At 63.1% G+C, this 20,667-nt stretch carries 22 protein-coding genes; 9 read left to right on the top strand and 13 right to left on the bottom strand.

Annotation, left to right across the window (positions count from 1 at the left end):
• Positions 1 to 92 precede the first annotated feature (92 nt).
• Positions 93 to 764: an aspartate/glutamate racemase family protein gene (locus I6F17_RS28735; RefSeq protein ID WP_225130715.1), complete on the bottom strand. Its 672-nt coding sequence runs from the start codon at positions 762 to 764 to the stop codon at positions 93 to 95.
• Positions 765 to 776: 12 nt separating this feature from the next.
• Positions 777 to 2,459: a cache domain-containing protein gene (locus I6F17_RS28730; protein WP_225130714.1), complete on the bottom strand. Its 1,683-nt coding sequence runs from the start codon at positions 2,457 to 2,459 to the stop codon at positions 777 to 779.
• A gap of 292 nt (positions 2,460 to 2,751) precedes the next feature.
• Here I6F17_RS28730 and I6F17_RS28725 point away from each other — a divergent pair, with 292 nt between their 5' ends.
• Both I6F17_RS28725 and I6F17_RS28720 read left to right on the top strand, forming a co-directional pair.
• Complete coding sequence (locus I6F17_RS28725; RefSeq protein ID WP_225130713.1) at positions 2,752 to 3,252, top strand: hypothetical protein; 501 nt, start codon at positions 2,752 to 2,754, stop codon at positions 3,250 to 3,252.
• A 14-nt stretch (positions 3,253 to 3,266) separates the two neighbouring features.
• On the top strand, positions 3,267 to 3,737 hold the full coding sequence (locus I6F17_RS28720; protein WP_225130712.1) for a hypothetical protein: 471 nt from the start codon (positions 3,267 to 3,269) through the stop codon (positions 3,735 to 3,737).
• Between the two features lie 3 nt (positions 3,738 to 3,740).
• Here I6F17_RS28720 and I6F17_RS28715 read toward each other — a convergent pair whose 3' ends face one another.
• Positions 3,741 to 4,340 (bottom strand): TetR/AcrR family transcriptional regulator, encoded by a 600-nt coding sequence (locus tag I6F17_RS28715; RefSeq protein WP_225130711.1) that lies wholly within the window; start codon positions 4,338 to 4,340, stop codon positions 3,741 to 3,743.
• Positions 4,341 to 4,496: 156 nt separating this feature from the next.
• Here I6F17_RS28715 and I6F17_RS28710 point away from each other — a divergent pair, with 156 nt between their 5' ends.
• The 3 genes from I6F17_RS28710 to I6F17_RS28700 all read left to right on the top strand — a co-directional run bounded on the left by I6F17_RS28710 (position 4,497) and on the right by I6F17_RS28700 (position 5,745).
• A complete protein-coding gene (locus I6F17_RS28710; protein ID WP_225130724.1) occupies positions 4,497 to 4,874 on the top strand; it encodes a tautomerase family protein in 378 nt (125 codons plus the stop codon).
• Positions 4,875 to 4,976: 102 nt separating this feature from the next.
• On the top strand, positions 4,977 to 5,348 hold the full coding sequence (locus I6F17_RS28705) for a hypothetical protein (RefSeq protein ID WP_225130710.1): 372 nt from the start codon (positions 4,977 to 4,979) through the stop codon (positions 5,346 to 5,348).
• A 1-nt stretch (position 5,349) separates the two neighbouring features.
• Complete coding sequence (locus I6F17_RS28700) at positions 5,350 to 5,745, top strand: GFA family protein (RefSeq protein WP_225130708.1); 396 nt, start codon at positions 5,350 to 5,352, stop codon at positions 5,743 to 5,745.
• A 3-nt stretch (positions 5,746 to 5,748) separates the two neighbouring features.
• Here the strand turns inward: I6F17_RS28700 and I6F17_RS28695 are convergent, their stop codons facing one another.
• From I6F17_RS28695 to I6F17_RS28685, 3 genes are all read right to left on the bottom strand, one after another.
• Entirely contained in the window at positions 5,749 to 6,618 is an 870-nt protein-coding gene (locus I6F17_RS28695) for a DUF1989 domain-containing protein (RefSeq protein ID WP_225130706.1), read from the bottom strand.
• 76 nt (positions 6,619 to 6,694) lie between these two features.
• Positions 6,695 to 7,624, bottom strand: coding sequence for a GTP-binding protein (locus tag I6F17_RS28690; RefSeq protein ID WP_225130704.1), 930 nt, complete (start codon positions 7,622 to 7,624; stop codon positions 6,695 to 6,697).
• A gap of 3 nt (positions 7,625 to 7,627) precedes the next feature.
• A complete protein-coding gene (locus I6F17_RS28685; RefSeq protein ID WP_276573276.1) occupies positions 7,628 to 9,193 on the bottom strand; it encodes an amidohydrolase family protein in 1,566 nt (521 codons plus the stop codon).
• Positions 9,194 to 9,993: 800 nt separating this feature from the next.
• Here I6F17_RS28685 and I6F17_RS28680 point away from each other — a divergent pair.
• From I6F17_RS28680 to I6F17_RS28665, 4 genes are all read left to right on the top strand, one after another.
• The gene (locus I6F17_RS28680) at positions 9,994 to 10,458 is read left to right on the top strand and encodes a hypothetical protein (protein WP_225130701.1); all 465 of its coding nucleotides are present in this window, start codon (positions 9,994 to 9,996) and stop codon (positions 10,456 to 10,458) included.
• A gap of 157 nt (positions 10,459 to 10,615) precedes the next feature.
• Positions 10,616 to 11,599, top strand: coding sequence for an alpha/beta fold hydrolase (locus I6F17_RS28675; protein WP_225130700.1), 984 nt, complete (start codon positions 10,616 to 10,618; stop codon positions 11,597 to 11,599).
• Between the two features lie 189 nt (positions 11,600 to 11,788).
• Positions 11,789 to 12,259 (top strand): YbaK/EbsC family protein, encoded by a 471-nt coding sequence (locus I6F17_RS28670; protein WP_036009608.1) that lies wholly within the window; start codon positions 11,789 to 11,791, stop codon positions 12,257 to 12,259.
• Positions 12,260 to 12,443: 184 nt separating this feature from the next.
• Positions 12,444 to 12,863 carry a CBS domain-containing protein gene (locus I6F17_RS28665; RefSeq protein ID WP_036009620.1) on the top strand — a complete coding sequence of 140 codons (420 nt, stop codon included), beginning with the start codon at positions 12,444 to 12,446 and terminating at the stop codon, positions 12,861 to 12,863.
• A gap of 194 nt (positions 12,864 to 13,057) precedes the next feature.
• On the opposite strand, the gene I6F17_RS28660 is transcribed toward I6F17_RS28665, so the two are convergent.
• The 7 genes from I6F17_RS28660 to I6F17_RS28630 form a co-directional block, all read right to left on the bottom strand.
• The gene (locus tag I6F17_RS28660) at positions 13,058 to 13,831 is read right to left on the bottom strand and encodes a YsnF/AvaK domain-containing protein (protein WP_225130699.1); all 774 of its coding nucleotides are present in this window, start codon (positions 13,829 to 13,831) and stop codon (positions 13,058 to 13,060) included.
• Between the two features lie 435 nt (positions 13,832 to 14,266).
• Positions 14,267 to 15,187 carry a hypothetical protein gene (locus I6F17_RS28655; protein ID WP_063710701.1) on the bottom strand — a complete coding sequence of 307 codons (921 nt, stop codon included), beginning with the start codon at positions 15,185 to 15,187 and terminating at the stop codon, positions 14,267 to 14,269.
• Between the two features lie 1,091 nt (positions 15,188 to 16,278).
• Complete coding sequence (locus tag I6F17_RS28650; RefSeq protein WP_225130722.1) at positions 16,279 to 17,067, bottom strand: ABC transporter substrate-binding protein; 789 nt, start codon at positions 17,065 to 17,067, stop codon at positions 16,279 to 16,281.
• On the bottom strand, positions 17,057 to 17,512 hold the full coding sequence (locus I6F17_RS28645; protein WP_050991990.1) for a cupin domain-containing protein: 456 nt from the start codon (positions 17,510 to 17,512) through the stop codon (positions 17,057 to 17,059). The genes I6F17_RS28650 and I6F17_RS28645 overlap by 11 nt, the downstream gene beginning before the upstream one ends.
• Positions 17,513 to 17,535: 23 nt before the next feature.
• On the bottom strand, positions 17,536 to 17,958 hold the full coding sequence (locus I6F17_RS28640; protein ID WP_225130698.1) for an OsmC family protein: 423 nt from the start codon (positions 17,956 to 17,958) through the stop codon (positions 17,536 to 17,538).
• 36 nt (positions 17,959 to 17,994) lie between these two features.
• A complete protein-coding gene (locus I6F17_RS28635) occupies positions 17,995 to 20,163 on the bottom strand; it encodes a xanthine dehydrogenase family protein molybdopterin-binding subunit (protein WP_225130697.1) in 2,169 nt (722 codons plus the stop codon).
• Positions 20,164 to 20,165: 2 nt separating this feature from the next.
• Positions 20,166 to 20,636, bottom strand: coding sequence for a (2Fe-2S)-binding protein (locus I6F17_RS28630; RefSeq protein WP_225130696.1), 471 nt, complete (start codon positions 20,634 to 20,636; stop codon positions 20,166 to 20,168).
• Positions 20,637 to 20,667: the final 31 nt, after the last annotated feature.

Below are 20,667 nucleotides of genomic sequence, written 5' to 3'. Positions count from 1 at the left end.
GACCTCGTTACACGTCGAGCACCGCAGAGTTGATGTCAAGGAAAACAGTTTGCCGCGACACGGCCGATGCCGCGGCGCGGAAAAACCGGGGGCTACGCCGCGACGAGACGAATGATCCGTCGCACGGCAGATGGGATCGGTGCGATGATTGGCGCCGCGAACATCGGCTGAAGCTCGCGCGCCGCTTCACCCAGCGGCCCACCGCCGATGATGACCGCTTCCGCTCTGTCTCGCACAATGCAGGCCTCAACCGCGCCGGCGAGCGCTGCGCGCAGCTGCGCTGGATCGCGCATCAGCTGTTGCGGATCACCATCGGCGAAGCGCGTGCCGGTGTAGCTCGCGCGCAAGCCCAGCGTATCAGGCAATGCATCGATCTTCGCTTTCAGCAACGGCGTCGTGGTCGCCACGCCGAACCGGCGACCGTTCCCGGCGGCTTCCAGCATCGCGGATTCGCCGATGCCGACGGCGGTCAGCTTCATCGCCGCCTTGATCCCGGTGAGACCGGGATCACCGAATGCCGACACGATGACGCCGTCGCACTCGCCGCCACGGAGACGCGCGATCTCCTCGACCTCCAGCGCAGCCACCTCCAGCGCGTCCGCCGAGACGATCATCGTGGGCGCACGCGTTGCCGTGGCGCCGACGATATCGAAACCGTCGGCGGCAGCAGACCTGGCAATCGCCACCATCATCGTGGTGGTCGCCTCATTGCTGTTCGGATTGATCAGGAGGATGCGCGCGCGTCGATCGGAGTTTTGGCCCATCCTCCCGCTATACTAGGCCGCCCGCACGCCCGCAACGAAGGCGCTGACCTCCTCCTGCAGCGATTGCAGCTTGTGCGTCAGCCGGCCGCTCGATTGCAGCACGAGGCCGGCGGCCTGTCCGGTCTCGGCGGTCGCATCGGTGACACCGGAGATGTTGTGCGAGACCTGGTAGGTGCCGGAGGCCGCCTCCTGCACGCTGTGCGCGATCGCCTTCGTCGCGGCGCCCTGCTCCTCGACCGCGGCGGCGATCGACGAGGAGATCTCGTTGACCTCCATGATGGTGGCGCGGATGCTCTCGATGTTGCCGACGACCTGATTGGTCTCTGCCTGGATCGCAGTGATCTGCGCGCCGATCTCGTCGGTCGCCTTCGCGGTCTGGCTCGCCAGCGACTTCACTTCGCTCGCGACCACCGCAAAGCCCTTGCCCGCTTCGCCCGCGCGCGCCGCCTCGATGGTGGCGTTGAGCGCGAGCAGATTGGTCTGCGAGGCGATCTGGTTGATGAGGTCGATGACCTCGCCGATCTTGTGCGCAGCGGCGGCAAGGCCCTGCACGGTGTCGTTGGTGCGCTGGCCGTCGGCGGCGGCCTTGTCGGCCACTGTCGCGGCCTGCGCGACGCGCTGGCTGATCTCGGCGATCGAGGCCGACAATTCGCCCGCGGCCGAGGCCACCGTCTGCACGTTGCTCGAGGCCTGCTGGCACGCGGTGGCGACGAAGCTCGCACGGTCGCTCGCCTTGTTGGCGGTTTCCGACATGCCCTGCGCGGCCTGCTGCATCGCGCGGGCCTCGTCGAAGACGTCTCGAACGACGGCCTGGACGCTCGCCTCGAACTTGCCGGCGAGATCGGTCATGGTCTTGCGCTTCTCCTCGTCGGCCTTCTGCTTCAGCTCCTGCTGCTCGGCATGCATCCGGCTCACCGCCGATGCATTGTCCTTGAACACGGCGAGCGCCTTGGCGAGGCCGCCGACCTCGTCGCGGCGGTCGGTGTAGGGCACGTCGAAGGCGCTGTCGCCGGCGGCAAGGCGCTCGGTCAGCGCGGTGATCCGGGCCAGCGGCCGGGTGACGCTGCGGCCGATCAGGAAGGAGGCGCCGAGCACCACGACCAGCACAGCGAGACAAATATAGGCGAAGGTCATCGCGTTCTGGCGGAAGGCGGCATCGACGTCGTCCAGATAGATGCCGGTGCCGATGATCCAACCCCAGGGCGCAAAGCCCTTCACATAGGAGATTTTCCCGACCGGCTGGTCGAAGCCGGGCTTCGGCCAGAGGTAGCCGTAGAAGCCCGCACCCTTCTTGTTGACGACGTCAACGAAGCCCATGAACAGCGCATTGCCGGCGGGATCCTTCATCCCGGAGAGATCCTTGCCGTCAAGCTCGGGCCTGATCGGATGCATGACCATCTTGGGGGTCATGTCGTTGATCCAGAAATACTCGACCTTGTCGTAGCGCAGACTCTTGATCTCGGCCATCGCGCCGGCCTGCGCCTGCTCGCGCGAGAGCTTTCCTTCGCTCTCGAGCTTCTGGTAGTGCGCCAGGATGCCGTAGCCAACATCGACCATCTGCTGCGTCTTGGCCTGACGGTCGGCGACCATCTGCGTGCGCAGGGTCGAGAGGGCGACCGGCGCCAACGCGATCATGCCGAGGAGGCTGATGCCGACAATCAGGACCAGCTTGAAACTGATGCGGGAGAAAATCATCGGTGCTCACAGGAATTGGAAGGGCTGATATGCCAGATTATCCCGCGTCTCTTAGCAAAGCTTTAAGCATTCGGGTTCCCGACACTCCGAAATTTTGCGGGGACGTTACCGGCACGCTCGTATGGCCACGAGACAAGCGAGACCGACGTCACCCGAGATACGAATTCTTCCAATCTAGAACACCTCGACATCGCCTCTCCGCGCGTTGACTTGGAGAGCTCTCTGGCAGAACGATCGGCGCAGATCATCCGCGCCAGCGCTGGCGTGAGCGCAGCCGGAGGCCAGAGGCACAATGCATCGATCGACATACACCAAGCCGGTCGACCTTCCTGCGCTGAGCGCAGCGGAGCGTCTCTTCATCTGGGGATTTCGGGCGAAGGCGCGTAGCGGAAGCGCCGTCCCGACGGCGGCCGATATCCAGCAGGTGTACGACCATTTTCGCGTCGGCGATGCCGTGCTGTCGCTGGATTCCATCATCGAGATCTTTGCCTGCACCGCGCATACCGCGATCGAAGTGCACTGCCCCACCTGTCCGCGCATGTCCGACAGCGAGCGCGGAATCTTGCGCGCGATTGCCGCGGCCCAGCAGGACCGCGTCGATGTCGCGCGCGAGCAGTTCGAGCGTTGGTTGCCGCCGATCGGCGCCGATTGGGCGCTCGCGCCGGTCCTGGGGCTTGCGACGATCTTCCGCATGGCCGGCCTCGTCCTGCCCGACCGGCACGTGCAGCCTGTCGCGCATGACGGGATGTTGGCGATGAAGAGCTGGTTCGTGGGCAGCGCGACGTTGCATTGACGAGATCGTTCACGATGCGGGCCAGTTGCGATTCTGAGCCGACGTCGGACGCTGGTGAGCCGCTGCTCTGTCCACTCCAGGCCGCGCTTGCGACCCGGCCGAACATCGACAGCTACGATGATTTTTCCCGCCTCGCGCTGGCGCTGCTCCGCTTCATCGGAGCGGCCTATGCGACCGGCGCATCGGATTGCTGGGAAGCGGCCTATCGCTTTGCCGAGGAAGCGCCCGGCATTGCCGACAGTCCGCTGCTGGTCGCGCGCGCGGCCGCGCTCGTCAGGATCCTACGCAAGGAGCGGCCCTGCGAGCTGTGCTTCATGCCGCCGTCCTGCAGGCGGCTTTCCAAGGACGAGGCGGAATTGATGCGACTGCTGGCGGTCGCGCGCCGCAAGCAACCGGGCGAGTTCGAATCCACCGTTGGCCAGGTCGTTGGCTCCGGCAAGGAGGATGCTGCGACACGCGCGGTCAACGCGCTCGCGCTGTGCTGACACCTATCCGCTATTCCTGCCGAGCACGAGATCGATCGTGTGCGCGGCGATCTTGCGCAATTGGGGCTCGTCCCCGAAGGCACGCTCGAGCACGGCGAGGCCGCGCGTCACGGTGACGATCTGCAGCGCCGCAGCCGCGGGATTGCCGTCGAACTCGCCCCGCGCCGCGCCAGCGGCCAACGTGTCCTGAAGCAGCGCGGTGATGCGCGAGATCAGATTCGCAAAAGCCTGGCGCGCGTTGTCGTCGAGCCCCTCGCCTTCGGCGCCGCCGAGCTCCATCAGCCCGCGCGTCGTCGGACAGCCGCGCGGCGGCGTGCCCGAGCGGAAATTGGTGATGGTCAGATCGAAGAACGCGGTGAGGCGCTTGCGCAAGGAACCTGCCCCGAGCGCCTTTTGCAGCCTGGCGAGATAATCCCCCGCGTAGCGTTCATAGGCCTGCAGGAATAGCGCCTCCTTGCTGCCGAAGGCATTGTAGAGACTCCCGCGCTGGACCGCCGCATCGCGCGCAATGTCGGACAGCGAGGTGCCGCGCACGCCCTTGCGCCGGAACTGGTCGAACGCGATGCGCAGAACCTCGTCATGATCGAACTCACGCGGTCTCAAGCTTGGCTCCGCAAAGTATTTGACATGCCGTCAAGAACATGCTTTCTCGACATCGTGTCAAAAACTGATCGAGATTGATAGTCCGTTTTCTCAATTGGCCGAGCCGGCGGCGTTCACATCGCCGTGTCGGCCGGGCCGCATGCAAAGGGCCGCGTGATGCCTCTCCTCCACATTTCGATGCGCGCCGGTAAGCCGCAAAGCTACCGGCAGGCGATTCTGGACGGACTTTACCGCGCGATGCGCGAGGCCCTGAACGTGCCCGAAGGCGATGCGTTCATGGCCATCACCGAGCATGAGCCGGCCAACTTCCGCTGCGGCAATGCCTACGGCGTCGAGCGCAGCGAAGACGCCCTGCTGATCCAGATCACCGTGTTCGCCTCGCGCACGGCCGAGCAGAAGAAAGCGCTGTATCGCCGGATCACCGACCTGCTCGGCGAGAACCCGGGGATCAGGCCCGAGGACGTGTTCGTCAACGTGCTCGACGCGCCCAAGGAGAACTGGTCCGTCGGTCACGGCATCGCGCAGTTCGCGTGAAGCGGCAGGAGCTGCCGCCTCCCTCTTGAGAATTGCCGGCCGGCAGGGTCTGATAGCCCGCGGAGGAAGTCTCCGCCGAGCCGAACCCGGGACCTGAACGGCATGACGATGTCGACAGAGCAATTATGGAGCCTGCCGGAGACCGCGCTGGTCGGCGCCTATGCCGAAGCGCGGCGCCGCTATATCGAGAAGAAGTTCGAGCGCGACACCCAGCGGGCACGACTGGAATGGATGCGTGCGAAGCTCTTTGTCAACACGTCCGGCGGCGTGACCGAGCGCCGGATGGCGGTCGACGTCTCGGAGGAGCTGGCCCGCAAGGGCCAGGAGGTGCGCGAGATGACGCCCGACCTCGACATGCTGAAGATCGACGTCGATATGATCGAGACGATGATCCGGCTTCGCGGCGCGCATGGCGCGCTCCCGCTCCATGCCGACGAGCCGGCCGAGAGCCCGGCCGAGCCGGAGGTTGAATGAGATGGTGGCGTTCCGTGGCAGCTGCCTCTGCGGCGAGGTCGCCTTCGAGGTCGATGCTCCGTTCCACCGTTTCCTCAACTGCCATTGCTCGCGCTGCCGCAAGGCGACCGGGACAGCGCATTCCTGCGAGGTGATCGTGAAAGCAGAGGCTCTGCGTTGGCTGCACGGGGAAGCATCAGTCACGCGTTTCGATCTGCCCAACGCGCGGAGCTTTGCCACCGCGTTCTGCAAGAACTGCGGCAGTCCGATGCCGCATCTCACCCGCAGCGGACGCGAGGCGATCATCCATGCCGGCGCGTTCGACGAGCCGTTGCGGACGACGCCCGATCGGCATGTGCAGTGGGCATCGCGCGCGGACTGGTATGTGCACGGCGACAGATTGCCGGTCGAAGACTGAGACTCAGCTTCCCGCATGCGCACCGTGGTGACGGTGATACGCGCTCGGGGTAGGCCAGGTCCAGCCTTTCAGGGCCGTTCGATCCGGCTCGAAGATTTCGATCTTGAGCGGATGGCATGCCGCGGCATCGCTGGAATGGGTTGCGCTGCAGTCTCCACCCGGACAGGCCGACAGCGCGCCGAGCAGGTCGATCTCCGCGAAGAGCTCGATGAAGTCGCCGGGGCGGACCGGACTTGCCTTCATGAAATATTGGTGCGTGTCCCTGGTGAAGCCGGTGCACATGAAGACGTTGAGCACGTCGTGGACATGATGCTCCACTGCGGCCGGATCCGCCTTCAATTCGATGGCGAGGGCGCGGGACAGATTGGAGTGGCAGCAAAAATCGTAGGCCGTGCCGTTCAGCAGGAGATTTGTATAGGGATCGCAGCGCGTGCCAATCACATCGTGAATGCCGGCGCCGTCGGCGTCGAAGCCGTACCAGCCGAGCGTATCGTGGCTGATGGTCGCCATCGGCCGAAGATAGGGCATATTGCTCCAGAGCCGGTCACCGATGCCGACATGCGTGCCATGGAGCGCCCGCGTCTTGCCGCTGAAGAAGCGCTCGGAGAGATCGTCCGCGTTCCAGAGATTGAGGTCGCCGACCTGAGGGCCTTCGATGCTGACGATGCGGAAGAACTGGCCGCGCGCCACGCGAAAGGCACGGGCATCGCGCGGCGGCACGACAAGCTCGTGCTTCTTGACCGCAGCACGGCGGGCTGCTTCGAGCGTAGCCATATCCGGCCCGGGCATCGTCCCGGCCGGATAGACGATGGCCGGCTTGGCAGCGCGGCGCGAGGCGGCATCAGCGGGGGCGAGTGGCATATTTGGCGGCATAGTTCGGCCTCGGATCGACTCGGCAAGAGGAGAGGTGGTGGCTAATGGCGGAAGCGGTTGACCCTACCCCCTCACCTCAGCCGCCGGCAACGCACGCCTCCATGACTTCATCGAGCTCCGCCTTCGAGAGCATGCCAAGCTCGGCAATGAAGACGATGCGCGTCCGCGCCGCGCCCGGTGTCGGCGCATCGCCAGGCGCCAGGGTCGCGCGGCCGGCGGCGAACTGAAACACCATCGTGCGGCCGGGCTGCTCGAGCGTCTCGAACAGGCCCTTGGCGCGCGCCAGCTTCGGTGCAAGGCGGCTGATGGCCTGCTGCAGGCGCGGCAACGAGACCGGCTTATCCGAGGTCCAGCTCAGTGCCTCGAAGCGCTCCTCCGCCGGCCGTTTCGGTCCCACCTCGCGCGGCGCCGAAGAGCAGTAGGCGCCGGCGGGAAACAGCAGCGCAGGCGGAATCTCGCCGTGGTGTGCCTCGACCACCACCGCGGGCACGCGCTGGGCGCGGATGGCTTCGCGCATCCGCGTCGCCGCGCCCGCGTCCGCCAGGTCCAGCTTGCTCAATGCCACGATATCGGCGACGCGCAGCTGCGACCGCTGCAACGCCTCGTCGAGGGCAGCGGGCGGTGTCCCTGCGTCCAACACGCAAAGCACCGTCTCCAGTTGTGCCTCGCGCAGGATCACCGGGTCCATCAGATTGCGCACGATGTCGGCGGGATCGGCGACGCCGCTGGTCTCGATGACGATACAATCGGGCTTGGGATCACGCCGCAGCAGCGTCCAAAGCGTGCGGAGCAGATCGCCCTCGAGCGAGCAGCAGATGCAGCCATTGGCAAGGCTGACCACGCCGTCGCTCGCACCCGCGATCAGCTCCGCATCGATGTTGATCGCACCGAAATCGTTGACCACGGCGGCGATGCGCCGCCCCTCCGCATGCGCCAGCAGACGGTTGACGACCGTGGTCTTGCCGGCCCCCAAAAAGCCCGTCACCAAGAGAATGGGGACCGGCATGGGTCAGCCCTCGACCACAGGCCGCCGCACGGGCCTGCCCGGCCGCGCAGTGACATCGAGAATACCGTCGCCGATCAGCACCTGACCGCCGACGACGAGATGCCGGACGCCCTCAGAGGGACGATTCATCGCGGTGAAGGTCGCGCGATCGCTGAGCTTCTCATAGTCGAACACGACGATATCGGCATCCGCGTCCTTCGCGAGTCGCCCCTTGCTCCGCATCGCCGGCGTGCTCTGCGAGAGGATCTCTGCCGGGATCAGCGCGCATTTGCGCACGCCTTCCAGCAGCGACACGGCCTTGCGCTCGCGCACCCATTCGCGGATGAATTTCGTGAAGCAGCCGGCCGAGCGCGGATGCGAGGTGGCGTCATCCGGCAGCGGCCAGGCATCGCCGGTGTAGGTTGAGCCGTCCGACAGCGTCCACGGCATCGCATCGGAGGCGATGGCGCCGCCGGGATACAGCACCGACATGTCGAGCAGGTCGCGGTGGTGCGCATTGTTCTCGGTGTCGAGGATGTGCCACAGCACCAGCGAGGACGGCTCCTCGGCCTGCGCCTTCAGGAGCTCCTCGCGGTCGTGGAAACGGTAGCCGTCGGTCACGCGCTGCACGGAATCGTAACCGGTGCCGTTGCGCTCGACGAACTCGGGATCGCTGAAGAAGGCCGCGGCCAGCACCGTCGAGCCGGTGCCGTAGGGATAGGCTTCCACCGTGATCGGCAGGCCCTGCGCCTGCGCCTTTTCGATCAGCGCGCGGCAGCGCTCGACGTCGGTCTTGCTCGACGAATTGAAATGGCAGATGTGCATGTGCGCGCCGGTGGCGCCGGCATAGCCGATCAGGCGGATATAGGCCTCCACCGCGCTCTCGGGGTCGATGCGCGACATGAAAGCGACATGGGTGAAGGTGGGCACGTCCTTGGCCGCGGCGAGCTGGCAGACAGCGGTCAGCTCCTGAACGCCGGCGCCGGGTGCATAGGCGTTCAAAATGCCGATGCCGATGCCGCCTTCGTTGAGGCCGCGCCCGAGACGTTCGATAATGCCCGCGACCTCCGCATCGGTTGCGACATTGTCGATCCAGCGGCGGTCGCGCATGGCGTTGCCGAACGCTTCCAGGGAGCTCTCCGCGTTGGAGCCCGTCATCGCGCCGATGCGGGCAAAGGCCCAGTTGGTGGCCGCGCCATAATTCAGCACGCGCCCCTTCCGCGCCTGGCGCTCATACCAGGACCCGACCGGCAGCACGCCGGCCTCGAGATCGAGGGTGGTCGTGACGCCGTCGAACGCCTGCATGCGATCGGCCGGGATCGACTGGCCATGGGCATGCAGATCGATGAAGCCGGGCGCCACCACGAGGCCGGTGGCGTCGATCACCCGCTCGGCGCCGCCGAGGCCCGTGCCGACGGCGGCGATCTTGCCGTCCACCACCGCCACATCCCCAACGGCGTCCATCCCGCTCGCGGGATCCACCACCCGGCCGCCAGAGACCACCAAACCGCTCATCTCGTCACTCCGAAAAGCAAATTGCCAGAATCTCCGAAGGCCCGGCAGCAGCTTCGGAGGCGCATCGGCGCGCATAGTGCATATTCTCGTGAGAACGACCACCACCACTGATGCCGATGCAGCATGCTTGCAAGTGAGGCCGGTGAACGCAGGAAGTGTATCGGACCGGAGCCCAACAATGCCGCTGCGTCAATCCGCCGATCCAATCGGCATACGCTCGCGTTCTCGCGGCGTGATCCGCCCGAGCTATGCTCCGCTTCACACCCCCTCCAAGGAAAGGGCGCAGGGAAGGCCGGGCGCCAGCTGGCACCCATAAGACCCCTGCGCTGAACGAATGCACACGCAGTGCACAGGGGAGACACAGGGCAGCCGAAACCAGGCCTTCCCTGCGCGATGGTTTGACGGCCTATGCCGCGCTCTCCCGGGAGCCGAGTTCCTTCTGGCCTCCCTCGCCTCCGCAAAAGTCACGGCACCGCGCCGGTTGACGCGATGACGTCTTCGCCAAGGCTTGACCGTAGCAACGACGGCCAGGACCACACGGTTTCGCCGTACGCAGGGGCGCCGTTCGTCTTCGCGGGTCCCGCATGCTCACGAGGTTCATCTCGCCCTGCACGCGCAAGCTCCGCCTTTAACGCCGCCCGCGTCCACCGCAACTTCCAGCCCGCGCTCGAAACGACGTACGACCGCCCCTTGGTGGGCTGGAATGGCCGACACATACGACAAATCCGAATTTCGATAAAGTAGAATTTTTTTGGCGGGAGGGGTTGACAGCGGATCGGTGTGTTTTGCCGTCGACGCCGGGGCAGTTGCCACACGGCGAGGGTTCATTGCCTCGGAGGACGATCCGCTTATACTGTTCGGGCCGATTGCAGACATTGCGGCGTCGTTTCGTTAGCCGGGTATCCAATGCCCGCGAATTCGGAGACATCCTCCAGGCTTTAGAGTTCGCCGACATCAGCGGCGGCATGGGGCAGTGCCGCACCTTCGTCTGCAGGCAGACAGGAAAGATCTACTACCAGTTCGATCAGGACGACCTCCAGGAGCTCGAGGACGACGAACTGCCTGACGATATCGAAGACGAGACCAAATACTTGCAGATCCCGAACTCACGAGACCTCGACCTCGGCAAGCCTCTCGTGATTGCCTTCGTCCGCGAGTTCCTGCCGAACGTTCTGGACGACGTTCGCTATATTTTCAGCAAACGCGGCGCCTATCAGAAGTTCAAGGGCCTGCTCTCCCGACGGGGAGCGATCGATGCTTGGCATGACTACCGCAACAAGGCGAGGGAGCGGGCATTGCGCGATTGGTGCGAGATCCAGGCAATCGAGATCACCGACTGACCCGCCATTCACTTGAAGGCCACGACATGCGCGAGGCGGCTCCGCCGCGATCTCGCCCCCATTGTCATTCAGAGAGCAGATGGGGCGATGCTGTCGGGGGCAAAGTTCCCATGGGTTCCCAGTGATAGGCCGACGTCTTCTCCAAACAAATCATTCCATGTCGCGCCGCGCTCTCCTTGGCGGGCTCCTGTCGGCGGGCAGCGCACTCGCGCTGGGCGGATGCGCCGGCCTCAGTGCGACCGGCGCGCGCTACGACGCCTCCTCGCTCTCGGTCGACCCGACATTGCTTGTCGTCACCACGCGCAAGCCCGTGAACGGTGCTCGCGCGAAGCCCTGGTTCGGGCCGGAGCGTGCGGCAAGCATGACGGTGGCACGGGCGAAGCTGACGGCGCCGGACGAGAGCCGACTTTCCCTCGCCTCGGTTGGACTTGACGATTGGCGTCTTGACCGGATCGAACCGGTGCTGGCGGACGCCGGCGATCTCGCTGCGCAGGCCGGCGGCGGGGACGTGCTGATCTATGTGCACGGTTTCAAGCAGACGTTCGAGACGGCGGTGCTGGATGCAGCCCACCTTTCCGATGGGATCAAGTTCCGCGGCCGGACCATGGCGTTCTCCTGGCCTTCCAAGGCAGGACTGTTCGACTACGCCTATGACCGCGACAGCGCGATGTGGTCGCGCGACAATTTCGAGCGCGTGCTCTCTGCGCTGGTGTCGGCGCCGGGGGCGGGGCGCGTGCACATCGTCGCCCACAGCATGGGAACCATGCTGACGCTCGAAAGCCTGCGCCAGCTCCATGGGAGATACGGCGACACGGTGACGAGCAAGATTGGCGCGGTGGTGTTTGCCGCGCCCGACATCGACATGGACGTGTTCTCGTCGGCGATCCAGCGCATCGGCCCTCTCGCCGGCAAGATCACGGTGATCGCCTCGACCAACGATCGTGCACTGGCGCTGTCGGGGCAGCTCGCCGGCGGCATGACCCGCGTCGGCGCGGCCGAGAAGGCCGCCATCGCAGGGCTCGGTGTGCGCGTGGTCGATGCCTCCCAGGAAGGCTGGGGCATCATCAACCACGATTTGTTCCTGTCGAATACGGAAGTGCAGCGGGTGATCCGCCGCTCGATCGACGGCACGACGGCGTAGGAGAGCGCCGAGCCACGCGAAAAGCCTGCTCCTGCCCACACCCGTTGCGGCTCCGAGGGGAATTGCATTGCAGCTTGCGGATGGAAGACCTATGTTGGGTAGCTAGTCAGGCAGCCGCCCATCGAATGGCGAGAGTCTGCAGGATCGCCTCACGGTGGATGGTTTCCATTCCGCATCGGAGGTGATGCCATGGCCATTGCTCCCACCCTCCAGAAATACCTCGCCGCTGAGAACATCCAGTACGAGGTGATCCCGCACGAACTCAGCATGACGTCCGCCCGAACGGCACAGGCATGCCATATCTCCGGCGACCGCCTCGCCAAGGGCATCGTGTTGCGGCGCGACGGCGGATACATGCTGGCCGTCTTGCCCGCATCGCATCACCTCCGCCTGTCGGACCTGAGGACAAGCCTCGGCGACAATGTCCACATGGCCAATGAAACCGAGATCAATCGGCTGTTCAGCGACTGTGCACACGGTGCAGTTCCTGCCGTCGGCAAATGCTACGGATTGGATATCATCGTCGACGACAGCCTCGAGGCACAGCCGGACATCTATATGGAAGCCGGCGATCATGAGACGCTGCTTCACATGGGTCACGCGCAGTTTGCGCGCCTGACGGCCAACGCACCGCACGGCCGCTTCAGCGCGCATGACTGAGGACCTGTGCGCCGCCCATTGTCCTTGCGGCCCTGGGCGGGAACTCTAGCCGCAAGTTCGCCGTCATACCGTTCCGCAGGGTGGCGGCGAAAGTGTCTGCGCTTTGTCTGGTCGGAGTTCGGAGGATGGGGGTGTGCCGCTGCATTGCATCAACGCACTTGAAACCCACGAACGGAGGCTCGCCATGAAAGTCAAAGACGTGATGCACAAGGGTGTCGACTGGGTCAGCCCCGACACCCCAATCACCGAGATTGCCAAACTGATGCGGGCGCATGACATCGGCTGCATTCCGATCGGCGAGGATGACAAGCTGGTCGGAATGGTGACCGACCGCGACATCGTCTGCAAAGGACTCGCGAGCCACAGCTTCGATGCCGGCCGCGCGACGGCGCGCGACGTGATGACCGAGGGCATCCATTGCTGCCGCGAGGACGATGACCTCGCCAAGGCGATGCATCATATGGAGAAGCTGCAGGTCCGCAGGCTGCCGGTGATCAACAAGAGCAAGCGGATGGTCGGCATCATCAGCCTGGGTGACGTCAGCCATTCCTCATCGGGTGACATGCTCACCGAGACCGTCAGAAGCGTTTCGGCGCATCACTGAAGTTGCCGCCAAAACGTATGGCCACGGCTCCTTTCTAACGTCCATGTGAGCTAGAATCTGTAAGGCCGATGAAGTAGATTGGTGGCGTTTTCGCTCTGACGCACGACTATTCTAATAACCGAGCAAGTGAGAGCGGGCCAAAGCCGCCCTCACTCGCCATACCATCTTCGATGCCGGCGGTTGATCAGCTAAGCTCAACGCTCAGTCTTGTCGATGTCGGCCCTGGTTTTCTTCACCGTATCAGCAACTCTCTCAGTACGTTGGGCCGCTTCTTTGCGTACCACCAGTTCTTCACCGGCTCGAGTCTCCTTCTGGACTACGGGCTCCTCATGCAGTTCTCGCACTTCGTACTCCCGTTCCGTTGGTTTCCCTGTCGCAGCTCCCGTAGCTGGACGGCGCTCGATCACAGTTCGCTCATCGCGCAGTTGTACGTCCTTCTGCACAGGCTCCTCGACTACGTAAGTTCTTATATGCTTGACGGTTTCGGTGGCCCGTTTGCCGACCTTCAGTTCTTCTTCCGGGAGAGGGATAACCTTCTCGCGTTCATCGCCTTGAGAGCCATACCCTTCTTGGCTCACCGAGCTTCCTGATACTCCGCTTCCGACCGCTGTCGAGCCGCCCCCGTTTTCTTCGTGGATCTCGACCGGATTGTACTCTTGCAGCACACCTTCGATGCGTTCAAGATCGGCCATGGTGGGAGCATCCACTAGCACCGACAATGCGGTGCCGCCCCTTTCCATGTGGCTTTCATACAGGCGGCGCTCGTCTGGCGGCACATCGCTTCCAAACAGCCAGTCCCAGAAACTTTCTCCATCCGAGCTGGCGCTTGCTCTTTCGCTGCTTGACTGTGATGGCTGATTGCTCAGCCTCACATGATCTGCTGGAACGCCTGAACCGACCACAGCACGGTACGCTTCCTCTGCGTCGTTACGAGAGTTGTATACTGCTACCACGCATTGTCCTTGCATGTTTGCCTCCTCTATGGACATGCGCCCAACGCGAGAAACAACGCATCGTTCTTAAATTTTTTCGCAAGGTTTGCGAAGCGCTCGCGATAGACAGAGCTGCCGGGCAACGCGAGCTTGGAGCTAAGTTCTTATAGTTGGACCGGCGCCGATGCGAGCGTGGTGTCGCAAGAGGCTGCAAGATCAGCTTATCGAACACTCACCTCGTCCTTAGTCCAACAAGACTCGGAGCGATTGCGTGAAGCAATGAGCGCCAAGACGATCGTTTGGAGCCGCTCGTCCGCGTGCGACCACCTTCCTGATCATCTGCCAGAGATGATATGCATGATTAGGTCGCATGCTTTTCAACGAACGAGGGACAAAGCGCTGAAGCGACGACTTTCGGTGAGCTGACAAACTTGGTTGTTCGAGCTGAGTCAATTTCTCGGGTCGTTGTTGTCATCGACGGGCGACTTGCGCCGACACTGTTGGATTCACGGCCCCGGCTTGCCCTGCAAAGAACGCGGCCAAGGCACCCAGTAACAATGCCACTGCCGCGAACAATGCACCTTGTGAGACACGCTTGGCAGCTGTATCCGCCGCCTGCTTTGCCTGCTCCTTCGCCTTGGCTACCGCTTCTTTATATTGCTGTTGGTACTGACTGATCTGCGCCTTTGCTTCGTCTTGTGATATGTTCTGAGCCTTGGCTAAAGCTTCGGCGGCCTTGTCGTTAGCCGCTGACTGCTGAGAAGCGTCACCCGTTAGGGCCGCGCGGACGGCTGTGGCCGCGGCATCACGAAGCGCGGCGGGATCTTGCCCTCCCGAGGCGCCTCTAACTTTGCTTTCGATGGCAGCCATCGGATCGCTAACATTGTTCAGCGTAGGCGCTGCCGTTTGAACTGCCGTTTGGACCGACCCTCCGAGCGCTTTTCCCGCTCCGCCCAAAGCGGAAGATGCTGTGCTGAGAGCGCCACCAGCCAAGCCCGAAGCGGCGGAAGAAAGCAGATACATCACTGCCAGCGTTGAGACTGCCCATGACATTAGTCCATGATAAGCCGTGGTTGAAGCAGACGCCTTGCCAGAAAGCCGACCGGCTATGTAGCCACCTAGTGCCGCAGCCAGAATGCCGGAAACTATAAACCAGATACCTGCACCAACCGACATCGAACTTGCGCTGGGCGTGCTACCTTCCCCAACGTCTACCGTGGATAAACCCACGCCTAGGCCGATCATGTTTAGAATAATCTGCATGACAAGCGCGATCGCTGCACCCGCGAAAACGGCGCCCCACGCGACCTGATTCAACATGATTGTGCGAATTTCATCAGCGGGAACGACCTCGCTCGTCTGAGGGGGCGTGCGGTGGCTCGGACGAGCCATTTCGGGAGAGTTGGCCATGACGTTGATCCTTGAAGCCTGTTTGATCCCGCAACTTGCTTTTGGATCCGACGTTCCTAAAAAGTCGCAGGCCTCAACTGCAAGTGCTTGCAGCACTTTGCCACGCAAATGCCGCCAGCGTGCACCTCCCGACTGTCCCCCGCCGAGTTCGAGCAGAACGGCGGCTCTCCGACAGATGAAGGCACAAGACTGCCGCATTCATTCACCTCCCAATGGCCGAAGAGAGCGCAATCGCCAGCACGTTGTGGTGCAATCGTTTCTTGGCGGCAGGTGAAAAGATGCCGCCGCCAAATGCTCGGCAGGTGGTCTTGTCTGCACCGCCCCCTGTATCACTTCTGTACTTCCGGCGTCCTTGCAGCCGCCCCTAAAGCCGGAGAAACCCTCAGTGCCCCGGCAGCCACCCTGACCGGGTCGCGACTTTTGAGGCCCACATACCTGAGGGCCACGGGGCTCAGGTTGTGGCGAACCAGAAGAACTACGGAAGCGCGAATCGATTTCACATTTGTTAATGTCGGGATCCGAATCGGAGGAGCGATGCGGGATCTCAAGCCGAAAGATTGGACTGACGGTGAGCTTCAGCTCCTAATCAACTTGGTCAAACAACGCGCGAGGTCAGCTGAAATAGCAAAACAACTTCGAAGACATGTGGGGTCGATCAAGCGCACCGCCCGCAGCCTCGGGCTTCTGCTCAGAAGATGACGGCGAAAGGACGATACGGGAGTGCGGCCCCGGCTCGACACTGGAGGGAGGGACATTGCTCGGAGCCGCCCCCCGCTGGTCCAACGTGACCTGCATCAGACAACGTAGAATTCGACAGCATCGTTCCTAGCAGCACTGCGGGCAGCCGTGAGAGCTTCGCGCTGCATTTGCGGCCATGATAGCGGGTTGAGTGTGGCCCCCCTTGCGAAAGCCGGACTAGTGCAGCCGGTGCTAACGTCTGGATCGTGGTTTTCAAAGTTCAGGCCAGGCGCAATAAGCCGAGCGACTTCCTTGCATTCGAATTGTGGGTCGATCGCATAGCTCCAGACTACGTTCGGGTCACTCTCAGGAAGCAGATCTTGCGGCACTCTGAACTACGGTCCGCCACGGGCAGTTCTGGACTCGTGCATTGCAGCATTGTCCTCGATCACCTCGTCCGCACGGGCGAGCAGTGATGGCGGGATTTCGATGCCTAGGGATCGCGCGGTTGCTGAGTTGAGAACCAAATTGAACTCCGTGGGCTGCTGAATGGGCAAATCCTCCGGCCGAGCACCTCCTAAAATGCGTGCAGCGTAAGTGCCGGCTTTTTCAAAGTTTGCGACAAGGCTCGGCCCGTGGCTCATCAGACCACCGGCGGCCGGAAATTCGCGGAATTCATAGGACGCCGGAAGCGAATGACGATCGGCCAATGCGACAAGTTGCGCACGCAGGTTGAAAAATATCGCATCGTTGCTGACGAGGACTGCCCCGACTTGAGCACTAACAAGATGCCTGAAAGCGGGTTCTAGTTCATCCTGGTTGCGCGCCTTGGCTACTTTCAAGGTCCGCCCGGTCGAGCGGGCAATTTCGTCAATTTCCTGAAGCAAGTCTTGATTGTCAGGGTTTACCAAAAATCCGACGGTAGCCTTTTGTTGGAGCAGCTCCTGGATCAGTTCGAGACGCTTGAGGACAAGTCTCGCTGTCATCATAGATATGCCCATGGCGTTGCCGCCGGGATGAGCGAAGCTCTTTGCCAGTCCGAGCTTCACGGGGTCTGACGCGATTATGAATACGATCGGAATGGTTGAAGTTACCTTCCTTGCGGCGAGCGCAACCTCGTATTCATATTCTCGACGACCGTTGGCGCGCCCAGCGAGAGAGCCACCGCCGCTGCTATCGGTGATCTTGATGCCCGTTTCCAGTTAGGCCGGCTAGGCGGGGATCATCATGATGGTCGCGATATTCCAGGCCAAGCGGCCCGATCGCGGACACCTGCGTGACGTATTCGCCGGACTTTGCCCAATGGAAATGCCAGGTATCACCAGGCAGCACGAGGACGCTGCCCGGCGGAAAGGCCTGCACCTTGCGGCCGTCGAACCTCTCGCCAAGCCCTATGTAGAAGACGCCGGACATGACTGTATAGATCCGGTCCTCTGGATGTCTGTGCGGCATCAGCTTCGTGCCGCCCGGCACCTTCACCCGGACCACATAGGGACCAGATTCAGCGGGATGACCGACCATGATAGCCAGCCGCGCGCCCGGCGGAAAGGCTGGAAACGGCTTCCACGCTGCGTCCTCGGGCAGGATGGCCCGAAATCTGTCTTCATCAGGCTGATGCGTTCGGGTCATGACATCTCACACTTGGGTGCGGATTAGATCAGCTTGGCGTCGAGGCTGATCGCGGCGTTGAGCACTTTCGACACCGGGCAGTTCTTCTCCGCATCACGGGCGATGCGGGCGAAACCGGCATCGTCGAGGTTCGGCACCTTGGCCCGCAAGGCCAGAGCCGACTTGCTGATCCTGAACCCCTTGCCCTCGGGCTCCAAGGTGACTGCGGCTTCCGTCGTCAGCTCCGTCGGGGTGAAACCGGCGAGCTGAAGACCGAAGGCGAGCGCCATCGTGAAGCAGCCTGCGTGCGCCGCCGCGATCAACTCCTCAGGGTTGGTCCCTTTCTCGTTCTCGAAGCGGGTCTCGAACGAAAAGGGCGTATCAGCGAGCACACCGGATTCACTCGACAAGTGGCCGCTGCCGTCGCGCCCCGAGCCCCTCCAGACTGCTTTTGCCTTCCGGATCATGTTTCGTATCCTTCTACTAAGATATGCTTGATGCATTCACGTCTTAAGCGCGTTGAAGTCGATCGGCATTTTGCGCAATCGCCTGCCGGTGGCCGCAAAAATGGCGTTCGCCACGGCGGGGACGATGCCCGAGGTTCCAGCCTCACCCATTCCGCCGGGAGGTTCCGCTGACTTTACGAGGTAGACCTCGATGGAAGGCGCCAGGTCGATGCGCAGCATCTGATAGGTATCGAAATTAGCCTGTTCGACGCGACCGCCTTTCAGCGTGATCTCACCGTACAGGGCCGCGGTGACTCCGAACATGACGCCGCTCTGGATCTGCGCCTGCACCGTGTCGGGATTGACCACGATGCCGCAGTCCATGGCGCACACGACGCGGTGCACGCGGATCGATCCATCCTTGGCAACCTCGACCTCCGCAACCTGCGCGAGGTGGCTTCCGAACACATTTTGCAAGGCAACGCCCAGGCCTCGCCCCTGGGGCAATGGTGTGCCCCATCCCGCCTTTTCCGCCGCGAGTTCGAGCACAGCCTTCGCACGCGGATTGTGGTCCAGCAGCGCACGGCGATAGGCGACGGCATCCTGCTTGGCCGCCGCCGCCAATTCATCGATGAAGCTTTCGGTGACGAATACGTTGTGCGAGGGACCGACGCTGCGCCAGAAGGCCGTCGGAATGCCCGGCGGTTCGACGCGAACATATTCGACATGGAAGTTCGGAAGCGAATAGACCAGGTCGATCGCGCCTTCCGTCGTGTCGGGATCGAGCCCGTTCCTGAATGCGGGCGGAAGCCACCGCGCGATCACGGAGGAGCCGGCGAAGCGGTTGGTCCATGCCACGGGTCTACCGCTCTCGTCGAGACCGGCTTCGATGCGGTCAACCCAATAGGGACGGTACATGTCGTGTTGGATGTCCTCCTCGCGCGTCCACACGACCTTCACGGGACCATCGACTTGCTTGGCGATCTCGACGGCACGTACCGCACCATCGGCCTCAAGGCGGCGTCCAAAGCCTCCGCCGATCAGATGATTGTGAACGGTGACCTTGTCCGGCGGCAGGCCGGTCGCCTTCGCCGCCATCGCCTGGACTCTTGCGATCGCCTGCGTGCCGACCCAAATCTCGCACTCATCGCCGCGGAAGTGGACCGTGCAGTTCATCGGCTCCATCGTTGCATGCGCCAGAAACGGCAGATGATAGCTTGCCTGGACCCGGGTCGCGGCGCCGGCCAACGCCTTCGCGGCGTCGCCGATGTCTTGCGCAATCGGACCGGCCTTCAGAGTGGCGTCCTCGAGCTCGCGGGCGATGTCCTGCGTGCTGAGACCAGCATGGCGTCCGTCCTCCCACTCGATCTTGAGTGCCGCCAGACCCTTCTTGGCCGCGCCCATGTGGTCCGCGACGACGGCAACGGCATCGTCGAGCCGGACAATCTGGCGCACGCCTTTGATGGCCATCGCCGCACTGTCATCCACCTTCTTCAGTCTGCCGCCAAACACCGGCGATTGAGCCAATGTCGCGATCTTCAGCCCGGGTGGCCGCGCGTCAATTCCATAGAGGGCGGAGCCGTTCACCTTGCCCGACACGTCGAGCCGCCGTACCGGCGTGCCGATCAGCTTGAACTCATTCGCATTCTTCAGAACCACGCTGGCAGGCGGAGGGATCATCGCAGCCTCTGCGGCGAGCTCACCGTACTTGAGGCGACGCCCGCTCGGCGTATGGATGACCTCGCCTGCCTCGGCCCGGCAGTGTTTCGCATCGACACCCCAGCGCCGCGCGGCTGCTTCGATCAGCATGATCCGCGCTGTTGCGCCGGCTTCTCGCAACGGCTTCCAGGCGCCGCGGATCGCGTTCGAATTGCCGGTGGCCTGCACACCCAGCAGCGGGTTGGCATAGAGCTTTTCGTTGGGCGGCGCATGTTCGAGCCGCACCTGCCCGAGGCCGACTTCCAGCTCTTCGGCGATCAGCATCGGAATGGAGGTGTAGGTGCCTTGCCCCATTTCGACATACGGCATGGTCAGGACCACCTCACCGTCACGTCCGATCCGGATAAAGGCGTTCGGTTCGAACGTCCCAGTGGAGGAGCTTCTGCTCTGGCCAAGCGGCAAGCTCAGGCTCAGCACGAGACCGCCGCCGGCCAGGGCCGTCTTCACCAGAAAGCTGCGACGGGATAGCGTGGCAGAGGCGTGAGACGCCGTGCGATCCGATGTCATGATCAACGCTCCTTCACCTGCGATCCGGCGGCAAGCTTGATCGCCTCCCGAATGCGGACATACGTCCCACAGCGGCAGATGTTGCCGCTCATGGCATCATCGATATCCGCGTCGGTCGGATGAGGCTTGTCGGCAAGCAGCGCCGAGGCCGACATGATCTGGCCGGACTGGCAATAGCCACATTGCGGCACTTCGTGCTCGAGCCAGGCCCTCTGAACCTTCGCGCCTGCCGGCGTCCCGCCGATCGCTTCAATGGTGGTGACCTTGCCCTCGCCGATGCTGTCGACAGTGGTGATGCAGGAGCGGACTGCCGCGCCGTCAAGATGGACCGTGCACGCTCCGCACAATGCCATGCCGCAGCCGAATTTCGTGCCGGTCATACCGAGCACGTCGCGCAATACCCAAAGCAGCGGGGTGTCGCCATCGACATCGACGCTGCGAGGAATTCCGTTTACATCGATCGTGAAGCTCATATGTTTCTCCTTTTATTCCGGCAGAACAGGC

The organism is Bradyrhizobium sp. NBAIM18 (assembly GCF_020193825.1).
GTDB classification, from domain to species: domain Bacteria; phylum Pseudomonadota; class Alphaproteobacteria; order Rhizobiales; family Xanthobacteraceae; genus Bradyrhizobium; species Bradyrhizobium yuanmingense.
Note: the sequence above shows the minus strand (reverse complement) of the source record. Positions and strands in the feature narration are given on the sequence as shown.